This window comes from Streptomyces tirandamycinicus, from assembly GCF_003097515.1.
In the GTDB taxonomy this organism is placed as follows: Bacteria; Actinomycetota; Actinomycetes; order Streptomycetales; family Streptomycetaceae; genus Streptomyces; species Streptomyces tirandamycinicus.
In genome coordinates this window covers 4,825,370-4,841,230 of sequence record NZ_CP029188.1, presented here as the reverse complement: position 1 = coordinate 4,841,230, position 15,861 = coordinate 4,825,370, and the positions used below count along the sequence as shown (strand labels likewise).

Below are 15,861 nucleotides of genomic sequence, written 5' to 3'. Positions count from 1 at the left end.
GCCGACCCGGACAGGCCGGCCGCGACGTCCTGCGCAGCAGGGTAGCGGCCGCGGCGGGGGTGGCGCGGGCCCGGACCCACCATGCGGCCGCGCGCTCTCCGGCCCGTCGTCAGGGCTGCTCGGCGAAGCCGATCCGGGTCAGCGCGGAGGCCGCGGCGCGGTCGAGCAGGGTCGCGGAGGCGCAGCCCGCGGGGAGGTGGCCGCGCTCGACGGCCCGGAGGATGCGGGAGACCGCTCGGCGGTGGCGCGCGAAGGCGTAGCCGGAGACGCCGCGGCCGCGCTCCCGCTGGCCCGCGCGGGCGGTCTCGGGTGTGACGTCCAGCAGGAGCAGATGGAGCTCGCAGCCCCGCCTGCGTGCCTCGCGGGCCAGCCAGCGGCGGACCCACGACTGGGTACCGCAGTCGTGCACGATCACGCTCTCCCCGGAGCGCAGCGCCCGCCGCAGCCCCGCGTAGTGGGCGAGGCGCACGAGCGGGCGGTAGACGGCGTACGGCACGGCGCGGGGCATCCGCCGGTCCCAGCGGTCCCGGGTGTCCTGGGAGTCGATCCCGCCGCCCTCGGCCGCCCGCCGGATGAGCGTGGACTTGCCGCTGCCGGGCAGCCCGGAGATCACGACCAGGTCGCCGCGGCGGAAGGCCAGGGCGCGCGGGCCGTGCCCCTGCCGTTCCCGCAGGTCGCGTACGAGGGGCGGGGCCGTGGTGAGGCCGATCGGCAGGCCGCGCCCGGCGGCCCCGGCGGCTCGCGCGGGGAATCGGGGCCGTGCGGGCACCCCTGCGGTCGCCGGATACGCACCGGGCTGCTGCAACGTCATCAGCTCACTCTCCCCCTGTCGGGTCTCCAGACCCTGCCCAAGAAGCCTAAAGAAAAGGTAATGGCCACCAAGTGATTTGCCGACGCGAGCACCCGTGCAATGATGTCCGCGCAAACTGCATACCGGCCGCTTGAATCCGCGCGGGAGAGTCCCGGCCACTCTGTGGGCCGGGCGCCGAAGGAGCAAGTCCCTCCCTTGAATCTCTCAGGCCCCGTACCGCGCGCGACGAGGCAGATCTGAAAAGCGGACCGCAGCTCCTGCGGTTCCACCCAAGGTGCAAGTCACGCCCTCCGCGTACGTCGGCTACGTGTGGTCGTGACGAACCTCTCAGGTTTCGATGACAGATGGGGAGGATCGTCCTCGCCAGTCATGCCCTGGGAGCCCCATCCATGAGCAACGCCCCCCGTCTCACCGCCCTCGACGCCCTGCATCGCTCGCTGGGCGCGACCATGACCGATTTTGCGGGCTGGGACATGCCGCTGCGGTATACGAGCGAGCGCGACGAGCACCACGCCGTCCGGACGAAGGCCGGTCTCTTCGACCTCTCCCACATGGGCGAGATCAGCGTCACCGGGCCGCAGGCCGCCGCGCTGCTGGACTACGCGCTGGTCGGCAACATCGGCGGCGTCGCCACCGGCCGCGCCCGCTACACGATGATCTGCCGGGAGGACGGCGGCATCCTCGACGACCTGATCGTCTACCGCCTCGGCGACACGGAGTACATGGTCGTCGCCAACGCCTCCAACGCGCAGACCGTCCTCGACGCCCTCACGGAGCGTGCCGAGGGCTTCGACGCCGCCGTACGCGACGACCGTGACGCATATGCGCTCATCGCCGTACAGGGCCCCGCGTCACCGGGCATCCTCGGCTCGCTCACCGACGCCGACCTGGACGGACTGAAGTACTACGCCGGCCTCCCCGGCACCGTCGCCGGCGTCCCGGCGCTGATCGCCCGCACCGGCTACACCGGCGAGGACGGATTCGAACTGTTCGTCGAGCCCCGGCACGCGGAGACGCTGTGGCAGGCGCTGACCGAGGCCGGCGCCCCGGCCGGGCTGGTGCCCTGCGGCCTGTCCTGCCGCGACACGCTGCGCCTGGAGGCGGGCATGCCGCTGTACGGGCACGAGCTGACCACGTCGCTCACCCCCTTCGACGCCGGTCTCGGCCGGGTCGTGAAGTTCGAGAAGGAGGGCGACTTCGTCGGCCGCAAGGCCCTGGAGGCCGCCGCGGAGCGTGCCGCCACGAACCCGCCCCGCAAGCTGGTCGGCCTGGTCGCCCAGGGCCGCCGGGTGCCGCGGGCCGGGATGTCCGTGGTCGCCGGTGGCGAGGCCGTCGGCGAGGTGACCTCCGGCGCCCCTTCGCCGACCCTGGGCAAGCCGCTCGCCATGGCCTACGTGGACGCCGCGCACGCCGCGCCCGGCACCGAGGGCGTCGGCGTCGACATCCGCGGTACCCATGAGCCGTACGAAGTCGTGGCGCTCCCCTTCTACAAGCGCCAGAAGTAGCCACTCCGGCATCCCCCATCAGCAGCACGTCCCCGCGTACAGGAGAATTCAGGTCATGAGCAACCCCCAGCAGCTGCGGTACAGCAAGGAGCACGAGTGGCTGTCGGCCGCCGAGGACGGCGTCTCGACGGTCGGCATCACGGAGCACGCGGCGAACGCCCTGGGCGACGTCGTGTACGTCCAGCTCCCGGAGGTCGGCGACACGGTGACCGCGGGCGAGACCTGCGGCGAGCTGGAGTCGACCAAGTCGGTCAGCGATCTGTACTCCCCGGTGACGGGTGAGGTCGTCGAGGCCAACCAGGACGTCGTGGACGACCCGTCGCTGGTGAACTCCGCCCCCTTCGAGCGCGGCTGGCTGTTCAAGGTGCGGGTCGCACAGGAGCCGGAGGACCTGCTCTCCGCCGCCGAGTACACCGACTTCGCCAGCTGAGCAGGACCCGACCCTAGGGATAGCAAGATGTCGCTTCTCAACACCCCTCTCCACGAGCTCGACCCGGATGTCGCCGCCGCCGTCGACGCCGAGCTCCACCGCCAGCAGTCCACCCTGGAAATGATCGCGTCGGAGAACTTCGCCCCGGTCGCGGTCATGGAGGCGCAGGGCTCCGTCCTGACCAACAAGTACGCCGAGGGCTACCCCGGCCGCCGCTACTACGGCGGCTGCGAGCACGTCGACGTGGTCGAGCAGATCGCCATCGACCGCATCAAGGAGCTGTTCGGCGCCGAGCACGCGAACGTGCAGCCGCACTCGGGCGCCCAGGCCAACGCGGCGGCGATGTTCGCCCTGCTGAAGCCGGGCGACACGATCATGGGCCTGAACCTCGCGCACGGCGGGCACCTGACCCACGGCATGAAGATCAACTTCTCCGGCAAGCTCTACAACGTGGTCGCCTACCACGTCGACGACGCCACCGGCCAGGTCGACATGGCCGAGGTGGAGCGGCTCGCCAAGGAGTCCAAGCCGAGGCTGATCGTCGCCGGCTGGTCGGCGTACCCGCGTCAGCTGGACTTCGCCGCGTTCCGCCGGATCGCGGACGAGGTCGGCGCGTACCTGATGGTCGACATGGCCCACTTCGCGGGCCTGGTGGCCGCCGGGCTGCACCCGAACCCGGTGCCGCACGCCCATGTCGTGACCACGACCACCCACAAGACGCTCGGCGGGCCGCGCGGCGGAGTGATCCTCTGCACCGCCGAGCTCGCCAAGAAGATCAACTCCGCGGTCTTCCCCGGCCAGCAGGGCGGCCCGCTGGAGCATGTGATCGCCGCCAAGGCGGTCTCCTTCAAGGTCGCGGCCTCGGAGGAGTTCAAGGAGCGCCAGCAGCGCACCCTGGACGGCGCGAAGATCATCGCCGAGCGCCTGGTCCAGGACGACGTCAGGCAGGCCGGGGTCTCCGTGCTGTCCGGCGGCACGGACGTGCACCTGGTGCTGGTGGACCTGCGGCACTCGGAGCTGGACGGCCAGCAGGCCGAGGACCGGCTCCACGAGGTCGGCATCACCGTCAACCGCAACGCCGTCCCGAACGACCCGCGCCCCCCGATGGTCACCTCCGGCCTGCGGATCGGTACCCCGGCGCTCGCCACCCGCGGCTTCCAGGCCGAGGACTTCCGCGAGGTCGCCGACGTCATCGCCGAGGTGCTCAAGCCCTCGTACGATGCGCAGGCCCTCAAGGGACGCGTCTCGGCACTCGCCGCGAAGCACCCCCTTTACCCTGGTCTGTAAGCAGACCTGAGCGCGACCGGCGGGGCACCGCGCACACCGGACGGTGCGTGCGGTGCCCCGCACCGTGCACCCGGCGCGCACCCCCGCGCCTCCCTGCCCCGGCCCCACGGCCGGGGGTCCGGCCCGCGGCGCAGCCGCACTGGGACACCGCGTCCCCCGGGAAAGCACAGCCATCCCACAAGGAGTACCACCCGTGGCCATCTCGGTCTTCGACCTGTTCTCGATCGGCATCGGGCCGTCCAGCTCCCACACCGTCGGCCCGATGAGGGCGGCGGGCATGTTCGCCCGCCGGCTCAAGAACGAGGGCGTGCTGGCCCACACCGCGGCGATACGCGCGGAGCTGTACGGCTCCCTCGGTGCGACCGGGCACGGCCACGGCACCCCCAAGGCCGTCCTGCTGGGCCTGGAGGGCAGCTCGCCCCGCACGGTCGACGTCGAGACCGCCGACGACGAGGTCGAGCGGATCAAGAGCGACCGGCGGATCAGGCTCCTCGGCGCGCACGAGATCGCCTTCGACTTCGACCGGGACCTGGTCCTGCACCGCCGCAAGGCGCTCCCGTACCACGCGAACGGCATGACCCTGTGGGCGTACGACGCCGAGGGCGGCACGCTGCTGGAGAAGACGTACTACTCGGTGGGCGGCGGCTTCGTCGTCGACGAGGACGCGGTGGCCGGGGAGAACCCGATCGTGCCGGACGACACCGTGCTGAAGTACCCCTTCCGCACCGGCGACGAGCTGCTTCGGCTGTCCCGCGAGACGGGACTGTCGATCTCCTCGCTGATGATGGAGAACGAGAAGGCCTGGCGGACCGAGGACGAGATCCGCGACGGGCTGCTGGACATCTGGCGGGTCATGCAGGCCTGCGTCTCGCGCGGCATGTCCCGCGAGGGCATCCTCCCGGGCGGGCTCAAGGTCCGCCGCCGCGCCGCCAACACAGCGCGCAAGCTGCGCTCCGAGGGCGACCCGCAGGCGCTGGCGATGGAGTGGATCACGCTCTACGCGATGGCCGTCAACGAGGAGAACGCGGCGGGCGGCCGTGTCGTGACCGCCCCCACGAACGGCGCGGCGGGCATCATCCCGGCGGTCCTCCACTACTACATGAACTTCGTGCCGGGAGCCGACGAGGAAGGCGTGATCCGCTTCCTGCTCGCGGCCGGCGCGATCGGCATGCTCTTCAAGGAGAACGCCTCGATCTCGGGCGCCGAGGTCGGCTGCCAGGGCGAGGTCGGCTCGGCCTGCTCGATGGCGGCGGGCGCGCTCGCCGAGGTGATGGGCGGCTCCCCGGAACAGGTCGAGAACGCCGCCGAGATCGGCATGGAGCACAACCTGGGCCTCACCTGCGACCCGGTCGGCGGGCTCGTCCAGATCCCATGCATCGAGCGCAACGGCATGGCCGCGGTGAAGGCCGTCACCGCCGCGCGGATGGCGCTGCGCGGCGACGGCAGCCACAAGGTCTCCCTCGACAAGGTCATCAAGACCATGAAGGACACCGGCGCGGACATGTCGGTGAAGTACAAGGAGACGGCGCGCGGCGGGCTGGCGGTCAACATCATCGAGTGCTGAGGCAAGGCCCTGACCAGTGCGTTCGTGTCTTTCAGCGCTGTCGGGGCCTTCTCCGCGCACGCGGTGGAAAGGTCCCTGGGACTCCCTGGGACGGACGTGAGAGTCCCTGGGAAACTGTTCGCCGATCGACGTCTGACCTGGGGTACATCCCACCTGCTCGACGACGGCCCCCTCCCCCAGCGCCCTTCGATCGGCTCTGCGGTGACGATCAGCCAAGGGCTGTCCCGCAATCACCGGCGCATCAGCGCGCGGCGTCAGATGGGGTGCATCGCAAGGCGGAGGGTCGTCCTCATACTGGGCGTATTCGGGCGATCCGACAACACAGCGAGGTGCCGCAGCTGTCGTCGTGCGCCCGCTGGGGATGGCGGGACAGCCCTTGGGCGATGTCTGCACGAAGGATCGGGCATGGTTAGCGACCCCCTCAATAACAAGAGTGTTGTTAAAGTAGATCCATGGCCACCTCCTCCGCTCCCGGCGAAGGCCCCGTCCGTCCGGTCTCCGTCTCCCTCCATGAAGGCACCATCGCCGCGCTCAAGGCACGTACCGGCAAGCGTGGCATGTCCGCGTACGTCGAAGCCCTCATCCAGCGCCAGCTGGAGCGGGACCGGCTGCGCGAACTCATCGAGGACGCCGAAGCCGAACACGGCCCGGTGGACCAGGCAGCGGTCGAGACCAAGCGAGCCGTCCTGCGCGGTGACACGGCCAGCTCGGCGGACGCCGCGTGAGCGGGACGCTCGTCCTGGACTGCGAGGGGCTGTCCAAACTCGTACGACACTCCCCTGAACTCACCGAGTGGCTGACTGCGGCCGAGGCCGAGGACATCCGCGTGGTCACCAGCTCCGTCACGCTGGTCGAAGCACGCGATCCCAAGGTCAACCAGGCCCGCTTCGACTACGCCGTTTCCCGCGTGAACATCGTGCCGCCCACCGAAGCCATCGCCCGCCACGCCAGCAAACTCCTGGCCGCTGCCAGCCTGCACGGCCACAAGTACGCCCTCGACGCCATCGTGACCGCCACCGCACTCGCCTCGCCCGCCCCCGTGACCGTCCTGACGTCGGACCCCGAGGACCTCCTCATGCTGTGCGGCCCCGGCATCCGCATCGTCAAGGTGTGACCGCGAGGCCGCGGCTCAACGGAACGCGGGTATCCCTGCGTGTGGAGCGCGCCGCGCACAGCCCGCAGCCGGTCTTCGTCCCATCCTCCGGCCCACGGCCCCGACGGTAGCGCGCCACCGAGGACGTACGACGCCGGGACCCAGACGTTCCAGCGGGCGGGGTACCGGCCGGTGGCCGGGCGGCCGGCGCGGACGGGCCGCCGTACCCGCGCCGGGTCAGCGGAAGACGCCCGTATGCCCCAGGGAGTAGCGGCCGGGCTGGGGGTAGACGGCGAGGCCGTGCGGACCGCTGCCGACGGGGATGCGGGCGAGTTGCTCCCCGGTCGCGGTGTCGATCGCGTACACCTCGGAGTGGTAGCGGCCCGACAGCCACAGCACCCTTCCGTCCGCGGAGACGCCGCCCATGTCCGGGGAGCCGCCGTTCGGCAGCCGCCACTTCTTCGTCAGCCGGTCCTGGGCGAAGTCGAAGACCGAGACCGATCCCTCGCCCCGGTTGGTGACGTACATCTCGCGGGAGTCGCGGCTGACGTACAGGCCGTGGCAGCCCTTGCCGGTGGGCAGCAGGTTCGGTGTGGTGAACCGGTCGCCGTCGAGCACCCACATGCCGTCGGCGACCATGTCGGCGATGTAGAAGGTCCTGCCGTCCGGCGAGAGTTTCACGTCCTGCGGCATGGCGCCGCGGAACGGCAGCTTCTGCTGGCCGACGACCTCCATGCTCTCCGTGTCGACCTTGAGCAGCTCGCCGGAGAACTCGCAGGAGACGATGAAGTAGCGGCCGTCCGCGGAGAAGTCCGCGTGGTTGACGCCGTAGCAGGTGACCGGCGTGGTCTTGAGCGTGCGCATGGTGTGCGGGTCGCGGAAGACCAGTTCCCGGTCCAGGGAGGCCATGACGACGGCGTAGCGGCCGTTGGGCGTGAAGTAGAGGTTGTACGGGTCGTGGACCTCCACCGGCCGGCCGGCCGTGCCGGTGGCCGGGTCGATGGGGGTGAGGGTGTGGCCCCGGTTGTTGTTCACCCACAGGGTCTTCAGATCCCAGGAGGGGACGACGTGCTGCGGCTGGACGCCCACCGGGATGGTCTCGACGACCTTGTAGGTGGCCGGGTCGATCACCGAGACGGTGTTGGAGCCGGTGTTGGGCACATAGACCCGCGACGGGAAGTCCCGCACCACGGGTGAGAGCCTGCCGGGGCGGTCGGCGGCGTAGACGTCCCTGGGGTCGAGGAGCGGCGGCATTCCGGGCAGCCCCACCGGTACGCCGTCCTCCCGCGCCCGGACGGGCGGGGCCGCCACGGTCCCCTCCTTCTCCGCGGGCGCGTCGCAGCCCGCTCCGAGGGCCGCGAGCAGGAAGGCCGCGAGGAGCGGCAGGGATCGCTGGGTGGGATGCGGCATGGGCGGCGGCTCCGTGGTCGGCACCGGCGGCACCGCGGGCGGTCCGGGTGCCCGTGCGGCGGGTGCGATGCGGACGAAAGGTAGCGAGGGGCATGGCCGAGGGCCGCCGTCCGACACACACGGGGAGAGCTCCGGTCCGAAGATTCACCCATCTGGCCCCATACCCATTCATCGTTTGCCAGACAGGGGGTCGAATTCACCTTTGATTCAATGTTGCATTGCCGGGCTGTGCATAGAAAGACCGAAATGCACCATTGATGGATGGCCGAATGTCTGCCATAGTCGGTCGCGCGACCCCCATCGACCCGGGCCAGGTCGTCCAGAAGAGCGGCAGCGCGGATACACCCCACCCCGTCCGCGCCCGCACACACGAAGCCCCCTCGGCGCCTCGACGGCGAAGGGGGCTTTCGTGCGTGCACGGCCCGTGCCGCACACGCACCCGGTCCGCGCCGCAGGGATTCACGGCTCGCGCAGCGCACGTTCAAGGCCGCACCGCGCACGCTCACGGCCCGCGCAGCGCACGTTCAAGGCCGCACCGCGCACGCACCCGGCCCGCACCGCGCACGCACCCGGCCCGCACCGCGCACGCTCACGGCCACGCGGCGCACGCACCCGGCCCGTGCTACGTACGCTCACGACCCACGGCGCATGCGCTCCCCGTCCGCATCCCGCACGGGGCGGGCCGCCGCGCTTCACGCACCCCGGGCCCGCCCTCTCGCCCCGGGGGCCACGCGGACCCCGCCCCGGGCACCGCGGGGGCCCGGCTCAGCGGTCGTCCGTCCGCATCTCGAACCAGGTGGTCTTGCCGCGCGGCAGCAGATCGACACCCCACCGGTCGGACAGCTTGTCGACCAGGAAGAGGCCCCGGCCGCTGGTGTCGAGCTCGCGGACCGGCATGAGACAGGGCAGCCCCCGCGAGGGATCGCGCACCTCGATGCGGATCCAGCCGCGCCGGCGGAGCATCCGGAGTCCGAACACCCGGGCCCCGGTGTGCCGCACCGCGTTGCCCACCAGCTCGGAGACCAGCAGGATCGCGTGCTCGGCGGTCTGCGGGGAGAGTGCCCACTGGCGGAGCGCCACGCACTGCGTCAGCCGGCGTGCGACGGCCGCGGATTCGGGTCGTGAGGGGAGTTCGACCTCCCCCTCGGAGGGATCGCCGAACAGCTCGACCGCCTCGAGCGCCCGCTCGTCGTCGACGGCCGGCGCCCACCGCGCGGCGGTCGCGCTGCCGCGCGCCCGTGGTTGCTCCACACCTTCCAGCCCCGCCATGCCCCCATCATGGCCGCCCGGAGGCGCCCCCGTGACCGTTCCGGAGGATTCGGCACCCCGGGGAGCGGAGCCCGGGGGTGCCGAATTGACATATGCCACTGGCACTCAGAGGCCCTCATACCGCGACTCACCTGCGATGACGCAGCGCTTACGCGTGATCGCCAAGAGCAGCGGGCGACGGCGCTCACGGTCTCTTCAAGGTTCGACTAAGCCAGGCGCCATGTTGACGAAACCGGCGCCGGTGTCCAATTCCCTGCCCTCTCGGGCCGGTTCACAGGAACTTGGCCTTCCCCGGGCCCTCCTCGACGAAGCTCCGCATCCCGCGCTCGCGGTCCTCGGTCGCGAACAGACCCGCGAACCAGTTCCGTTCGATCGCGAGTCCGGTGTCGATGTCCGTCTCGAGCCCGGCGTCCACGGACTCCTTGGCCGCCCGCAGCGCCAGCGCCGGCCCCTGGGCCAGCTTCGCGGCCCAGGCGTGCGCCTGCCCGTGGACCTCGGCGGCCGGTACGACGCGGTCGACCAGCCCGATGGCCAGCGCCTCGTCCGCCTTCACATGGCGGCCGGTGAAGATGAGGTCCTTGGCCCTGGACGGGCCCACCAGCCGGGCCAGCCGCTGGGTGCCGCCGGCGCCGGGGATCAGGCCGAGCAGGATCTCCGGCTGGCCCAGCCTGGCGTTGTCCGCCGCGATCCGGTAGTCGGCGCAGAGCGCCAGCTCGCAGCCGCCGCCCAGGGCGTAGCCGGTCACGGCCGCGACGACGGGCTTGGGGATGCGCGCGACGGCGGTGAAGGAGTCCTGCAGGGCCTTCGACCGCTTCACCATCGCGGCGTGGTCCATCACCTGCATCTCCTTGATGTCCGCTCCGGCCGCGAACACCTTCTCCCCGCCGTAGAGGATCACGGCGCGCACGTCGTCCCGGTCGGTCGCCTCGGCGGCCAGTTCGCGCAGCCGGTCCTGGGTCGCGATGTCCAGGGCGTTCATCGGGGGGCGGTCCAGGCGGATGGTGCCGACGCCTTCGGAGACTTCGAGAGTGACTGTCATACGGGGAGGTTAGCCCTCGTTCACTCCGAGGGGCCCGGTGCCGTCCGGGTTCCGCCGGCCGGCACGGCACCGGGCCCCTCGTCCCTACCGTCGCGGGACTATCCGATCCACTCCGCCCAGGGCATGTTCCAGCCGTTCAGGCCGTTGTCGGGGGCGATCTGCTTGTCCTTGGAGTTCTTCACGACCACCACGTCGCCGATGATCGAGTTGTTGAACATCCACGCGGCCGGGGTACCGCTGTCGTAGGCGCCTCGCACATCGCGCAGACCGACGCAGCCGTGGCTGACGTTCGCCGAGCCGAAGGTGCCGCGGGAGGCCCAGTAGTTGCCGTGCATGAAGGTGCCGGACGTCGACAGGCGCATGGCGTGCGGGACGTCCTTGATGTCGTACTCGCCGCCGAAGCCCACGGTGGCGCCGTTCATCCGCGTCACCTTGTACTTCTCGCTGATGACCATCTGGCCGTTGTACGTCGTGGTCGACGGGGCGCCCGCGGTGATCGGGATGGTCTTGATCAGTTCGCCGTCGCGCACCACCTTCATGGTGTGGGCCTTGGCGTCGACGGTGGAGACCTGGCTGCGGCCGATGGTGAAGGAGACCGTCTTGGCCTGCTTGCCGTACACGCCGGGCCGGCCCTCGACACCGTCCAGGTTGAGCCGGACCGTCACCTTGGTACCCGCGGCCCAGTACTTCTCGGGGCGGAAGTCCAGGCGGTCGTTGCCGAACCAGTGCCCCTCGATCGGCACCGACGGCTCGGCGGTGACCTTGATGGCCTTCTCGACGGCCTCGGGGTCGGTGATGCCGCGGGTGAAGTTGATGGAGACGGGCATGCCGACGCCGACCGTGGAGCCGTTCTCGGGGGTGTAGTGGCCGATGAAGGTGTTCTTGGGGACGAGCGTGGTGAAGGTCGTGTCCTTCGCGGACTCGCGGCCCTCGGCGTCCTCGGCCACGGCGTGCACCCGGTACTTGGTGGCCGACGCGAGGTGCTGCAGCGGCTCCCAGCTCGCACCGCCCGCCGCGATCCTCCCCTCGACCGCGTTGCCCTTGTCGTCCTTGACGGCGACCTCGGTCAGCCTGCCCCGGTCGGCCGTCACCTTGAGCGTGCCGCTGGTGGCGACCGCCTTCGCCCCGTCCTTGGGCGCGACGGTCACGACCGCCTGCGACGCCGCCGTGCCGACCTTGCCGGCGTCCTCGGCTTTCTTGCCGGCGCCGGCCGGGCGGTCGGAGCCGCCGCCGCAGGCGGACACCAGCAGCAGCAGCGCACCCATGGCGAGGGCCGGCAGCGCGGTGCGCCCGCGTCGCCGGCCCGTCCTGACCGCTGCCCCCGATATCGGCTGCCCGTTCACGATGAGTTGTCTCCCCTCGCACGGCCCGGCCCCGCCGGGGCCCGCACCCCCACGCGCTCGAACGGCGCGCACTGCGACAGATAATCACACCGCAGGTCGCCGCGGCTTCTCACCGATGTCACCGTTCAGTCGCAAATCTGCCCGGTGGGGGCGCCGCCCATGCGGCGGGGCGCTCAGCGCAGCGCGGAGCCGGCCTTCCACGCCTCCCAGCCCATGTTCCAGCCGCTCAGCCCGTTCCACGGGTCGACCGTGCGGTCCGGGGAGTTGACCACTTCCACCACGTCGCCGACGAGCGTCCGGTCGAAGAACCAGCCCGCCGGGGAGTCCTGGCTGCCGCCCTTCTCGTCGCGCAGCCCGATGCAGCCGTGGCTGACGTTCCGCGCGCCGAAGACGGCCGGGTCGGCCCAGTAGTTGCCGTGCAGGAAGGTGCCGGACGTGGTGAGCCGCATCGCGTGCGGAACGTCCTTGATGTCGTACTCGCTCTTGCCGTCGTCGTCGGTGAAACCGACGGTGGCCCCGTTCATGCGGGTGACGTCGTGCATCTCGCTGACGACCATCCTGCCGTTGTACGTCCGGGTCTTCTTCCCGCCGGTGGTGACCGGCAGCGTCGTCAGCAGCCTGCCGTCGCGGCGCACCTCCATGGTCTGCTCGCGGGCGTCGACCACGGAGACCTGGGACCGGCCCACGGTGAAGCGGACGGTCTTGCGCTGGACTCCGTACACCCCGGCCGCCCCCTCGACGTCGCGCAGGGCCATGTCGACGGTGACCTTGGTGCCCGGCTTCCAGTACTCGCGCGGGCGGAAGTCGAGGCGCTCCGCGTCGAACCAGTGGCCCACGACCTCCACCGGCGGGACGGAGGTGACGCGGATGGCCCGCTCGACGGCCGCACGGTTCCTGATGCCGCGGTTGAAGTCGAACGAGATGATCATTCCGACGCCCACCGTGGAGCGGTTCTCCGGGGTGAAGTAGCCGATGAACCGGTGGTCGGGGACGACGGTGGTGAAGGTCGTGTGCCGCGCCGAGCGGCGGCCGTGGACATCCAGCGCCACCGCGTCGACGCTGTACTTGGCCGCCAGCGCGAGCCGGGTGCCCGGCTTCGGGCGCCAGGTCAGGCCGTTCGGGGAGACGGCGCCCGGGACCTCGGCCGGCTGCGCGTCCTCGATCCGGGTGACCTTGACCCGCTCCAGCCGCCCGCCCGCCAGCGCCACTTCGAGCCTGCCGTCCGCGGGCACCGCCGTGGCCCCGTCGGCCGGGGTGATCCGGATGGTGTCGCCGGGCGCCCGGGGTTTGTCGCCTTCGGCGGCCGGACCGCCGGCACTCCCGGCACTCCCGGCTTCGCCGGTGCAGCCGGCCACGCCGGCGAGCAGTACCGTCCACAGCGCGGCGACGGCCAGCGTGGCCCTCGTCCGCCTCACCGCGTTGCTCACAGAGTCCACCTCGTGGGATCGCAGAGACACAGCACGTCCCGCCCAACGACGGCCACCCTCCCGGGGAAACGTCGGCGCCGGTCATGCGGGGGGCGGGGCGTGCCGGGGGCAGGGCGTGCCGAAGGGCGGGGCGGGGAAGCGGGTCATGCCGGGAGCGGGCCATGCCGGGGGCAGGGTGTGCCGGGAGCGGGCCATGTTGAAGGCGGGCCATGCCGGGAGCGGGTCATGTTGGGAGCGGCGCGGCGTCGGGCAGAGATGGTGGGAGGACCGCACGCGGGGAGCCACGGCCGGGACGCCGGGGCGGGAGCCGCGCGGGCCCGACGAGCCGCGGGAGGCCGACAGGTGTCGAGCGCAGCCGAGCAGGAGGCGGTACGGGAAGGGGAGCGGCCTCTTCCCGCCGTGGGGCCGCGCCCGGCCCCGCACGGGCGGCCGAGGAGGGCGGACGGCTCCGGACCCCCGGTCTGGCCGGGGGCGCCGACACCGCTGGGGGCCCGGTTCCGGGTCGGTCCCGACGGGGTCGCCGGCACCAACTTCGCCCTGTGGGCGGGCGGCGCCGAGGCCGTGGAGCTCTGCCTCTTCGGCGAGTCGGGCGCGGAGGTCCGGCTGCCGCTGACCGAGCTCACCCACGAGATCTGGCACGGTTTCGTGCCGGGCGTCGGGCCCGGCCAGCGCTACGGCTTCCGCGTGCACGGCCGCTGGGACCCGTGGACCGGGGCGCGCTGGAACCCGGCGAAGCTGCTGCTCGACCCGTACGCCCGGGCGGTCGACGGCGAGTACGCGCTGCCGCCGGAGGTGTACGGGCACGTCCGCGACTGGCCGCACCAGCATGTCGCGGACACCGTGCGCGACGACCGGGACTCGGCCCCGTACGTCCCCAAGGGCGTGGTCGTGCACGACGACGCGCCGGACGACGAGTGGGCGGACGACCGGCGGCCCAAGACCCCCTGGGCGGACTCCGTCATCTACGAACTGCATGTGCGCGGCTTCACCCGGCTGCACCCCGGCATCCCCCCGGAGCTGCGCGGCACCTACGCGGGCCTGGCGCACCCGGCGGCGATCGGCCACCTCGTACGGCTCGGGGTGACGGCGGTCGAACTGCTCCCGGTCCACCAGTTCGCGCACGAGGACCACCTGCTGCGGCGGGGCCTCAGGAACTACTGGGGCTACAACTCGATCGGCTATTTCGCGCCGCACGCCGGCTACAGCGCGTCCGGGACGGCGGGGCAGCAGGTCGGCGAGTTCAAGCGGATGGTGCGCGCCCTGCACCAGGCCGGCATAGAGGTCGTCCTGGACGTGGTCTACAACCACACCGCGGAGGCCGGGGAGCTGGGGCCGACGCTGAGCCTGAAGGGCATCGACAACCGCGGCTACTACCGCCTCCGGCACGGCGACGCCCGCCGCTACGCCGACTACACCGGCTGCGGCAACACGCTGCACGTGGTCCAGCCGCAGGTGCTGCGGCTCATCACCGACTCGCTGCGCTACTGGGTCACGGAGATGGGTGTCGACGGATTCCGCTTCGACCTGGCGGCGGCCCTCGCCCGCTCGATGCACGACGTCGACATGCTGTCCCCGTTCCTCGCCGTGATCGCCCAGGACCCGGTGCTGCGCCGGGTGAAACTGATCGCCGAACCGTGGGACGTCGGCAGCGGCGGCTACCAGGTGGGCGCGTTCCCCCCGCTGTGGACGGAGTGGAACGACCGCTACCGGGACGCGGTGCGGGACTTCTGGCGGGGTGCGCTGCCCGATCTGCGGGACCTGGGCTACCGGGTGTCCGGTTCCAGCGACCTGTACGCCTGGGGCGGCCGGCGCCCGTACGCCTCGGTCAACTTCGTCACCGCCCACGACGGCTTCACCCTGCGCGACCTGGTCAGCTACGAGCGCAAGCACAACGAGGCGAACGGCGAGGGCAACCGGGACGGCACCGACGACAACCGCGCCTGGAACTGCGGCGCGGAGGGCGAGACCGACGACCCCGAGGTCAACGCCCTGCGGTGGCGGCAGGTCCGCAATCTGCTCACCACCCTGCTGCTGTCCACCGGCGTCCCGATGCTGGTGGCGGGCGACGAGATGGGCCGTACGCAGGGCGGCAACAACAACGCCTACTGCCAGGACAACGAGACCGGCTGGCTCGACTGGTCGCTTCCGGAGCAGCCGGGGCCGGACGGGCTGCTGGCCCTCACCTCCCGGCTGCTGGCGCTGCGCGGCGCGCACCCGGTGCTGCGGCGCCGGGCGTTCTTCTCCGGCCGGCCGCAGACCGCCGACGGGCTGCGCGATCTGGCCTGGTTCACGCCGCACGGCGCGGAGATGACCGAGCAGGACTGGTACGCGCCGTCCTCCACGCTGGCGCTGTTCCTGTCGGGCCGGGACATCCCGGGCCGGGACGCCCGGGGGGCCCAGGTCACCGACGACAGCTTTCTGACGATCCTGCACGCGGCCGGCCGGCCGACGGCCTTCCGGCTGCCGGGGCCGCCGTGGGCGGCGGAGTACGAACTGGTCGTGGACACCTCGCTGGAGGAGCAGTCGGCGGCGCCGGGGACGGTGCACCGGGGCGGGGAGCGGATGACGGTGCCCGCGCGTTCGGTGCTGCTGTTGCGGGTGCGCGACGCGGGCTGAGCCGCCGTGGGGCGGCGGGGAACGGCGGGCGGCGGGGAACCGCAGGGGGAGTCGGCGGGAGGCGCGG

13 protein-coding genes and 1 riboswitch are annotated in these 15,861 nt (G+C 71.9%); of the genes, 7 read left to right on the top strand and 6 right to left on the bottom strand.

Annotated features, from left to right (window positions below; translation table 11 throughout):
* Positions 1–109: 109 nt before the first annotated feature.
* Entirely contained in the window at positions 110–811 is a 702-nt protein-coding gene (locus tag DDW44_RS21460) for an AAA family ATPase (protein WP_017946792.1), read from the bottom strand.
* A 131-nt stretch (positions 812–942) separates the two neighbouring features.
* Positions 943–1,040: riboswitch (glycine riboswitch) on the top strand.
* Positions 1,041–1,200: 160 nt separating this feature from the next.
* Here DDW44_RS21460 and gcvT point away from each other — a divergent pair.
* From gcvT to DDW44_RS21430, 6 genes are all read left to right on the top strand, one after another.
* Positions 1,201–2,316: a glycine cleavage system aminomethyltransferase GcvT gene (gene gcvT, locus DDW44_RS21455; protein WP_108907412.1), complete on the top strand. Its 1,116-nt coding sequence runs from the start codon at positions 1,201–1,203 to the stop codon at positions 2,314–2,316.
* A 55-nt stretch (positions 2,317–2,371) separates the two neighbouring features.
* Entirely contained in the window at positions 2,372–2,746 is a 375-nt protein-coding gene (gcvH, locus tag DDW44_RS21450) for a glycine cleavage system protein GcvH (RefSeq protein WP_108907411.1), read from the top strand.
* 27 nt (positions 2,747–2,773) lie between these two features.
* The gene (gene glyA / locus DDW44_RS21445) at positions 2,774–4,033 is read left to right on the top strand and encodes a serine hydroxymethyltransferase (protein ID WP_017946795.1); all 1,260 of its coding nucleotides are present in this window, start codon (positions 2,774–2,776) and stop codon (positions 4,031–4,033) included.
* Positions 4,034–4,226: 193 nt separating this feature from the next.
* Complete coding sequence (locus DDW44_RS21440) at positions 4,227–5,597, top strand: L-serine ammonia-lyase (RefSeq protein WP_017946796.1); 1,371 nt, start codon at positions 4,227–4,229, stop codon at positions 5,595–5,597.
* A gap of 452 nt (positions 5,598–6,049) precedes the next feature.
* Entirely contained in the window at positions 6,050–6,322 is a 273-nt protein-coding gene (locus DDW44_RS21435; RefSeq protein ID WP_108907410.1) for a hypothetical protein, read from the top strand.
* Entirely contained in the window at positions 6,319–6,711 is a 393-nt protein-coding gene (locus tag DDW44_RS21430; RefSeq protein WP_108907409.1) for a type II toxin-antitoxin system VapC family toxin, read from the top strand. Before DDW44_RS21435 ends, DDW44_RS21430 begins: the two co-directional genes overlap by 4 nt.
* 216 nt (positions 6,712–6,927) lie before the next feature.
* Here the strand turns inward: DDW44_RS21430 and DDW44_RS21425 are convergent, their stop codons facing one another.
* The 5 genes from DDW44_RS21425 to DDW44_RS21405 all read right to left on the bottom strand — a co-directional run bounded on the left by DDW44_RS21425 (position 6,928) and on the right by DDW44_RS21405 (position 13,178).
* The gene (locus tag DDW44_RS21425; RefSeq protein WP_018891335.1) at positions 6,928–8,100 is read right to left on the bottom strand and encodes a YncE family protein; all 1,173 of its coding nucleotides are present in this window, start codon (positions 8,098–8,100) and stop codon (positions 6,928–6,930) included.
* A gap of 765 nt (positions 8,101–8,865) precedes the next feature.
* Positions 8,866–9,369, bottom strand: coding sequence for an ATP-binding protein (locus DDW44_RS21420; RefSeq protein WP_108907408.1), 504 nt, complete (start codon positions 9,367–9,369; stop codon positions 8,866–8,868).
* A gap of 271 nt (positions 9,370–9,640) precedes the next feature.
* Positions 9,641–10,408, bottom strand: coding sequence for an enoyl-CoA hydratase/isomerase family protein (locus DDW44_RS21415; RefSeq protein ID WP_017946802.1), 768 nt, complete (start codon positions 10,406–10,408; stop codon positions 9,641–9,643).
* Positions 10,409–10,506: 98 nt separating this feature from the next.
* Positions 10,507–11,751, bottom strand: a complete 1,245-nt coding sequence (locus DDW44_RS21410; protein WP_108907407.1) for a L,D-transpeptidase — start codon at positions 11,749–11,751, stop codon at positions 10,507–10,509.
* A gap of 173 nt (positions 11,752–11,924) precedes the next feature.
* Positions 11,925–13,178 (bottom strand): L,D-transpeptidase, encoded by a 1,254-nt coding sequence (locus DDW44_RS21405; protein ID WP_108907406.1) that lies wholly within the window; start codon positions 13,176–13,178, stop codon positions 11,925–11,927.
* A gap of 342 nt (positions 13,179–13,520) precedes the next feature.
* Here DDW44_RS21405 and glgX point away from each other — a divergent pair, with 342 nt between their 5' ends.
* On the top strand, positions 13,521–15,794 hold the full coding sequence (gene glgX, locus DDW44_RS21400) for a glycogen debranching protein GlgX (protein ID WP_244224077.1): 2,274 nt from the start codon (positions 13,521–13,523) through the stop codon (positions 15,792–15,794).
* Positions 15,795–15,861 lie beyond the last annotated feature (67 nt).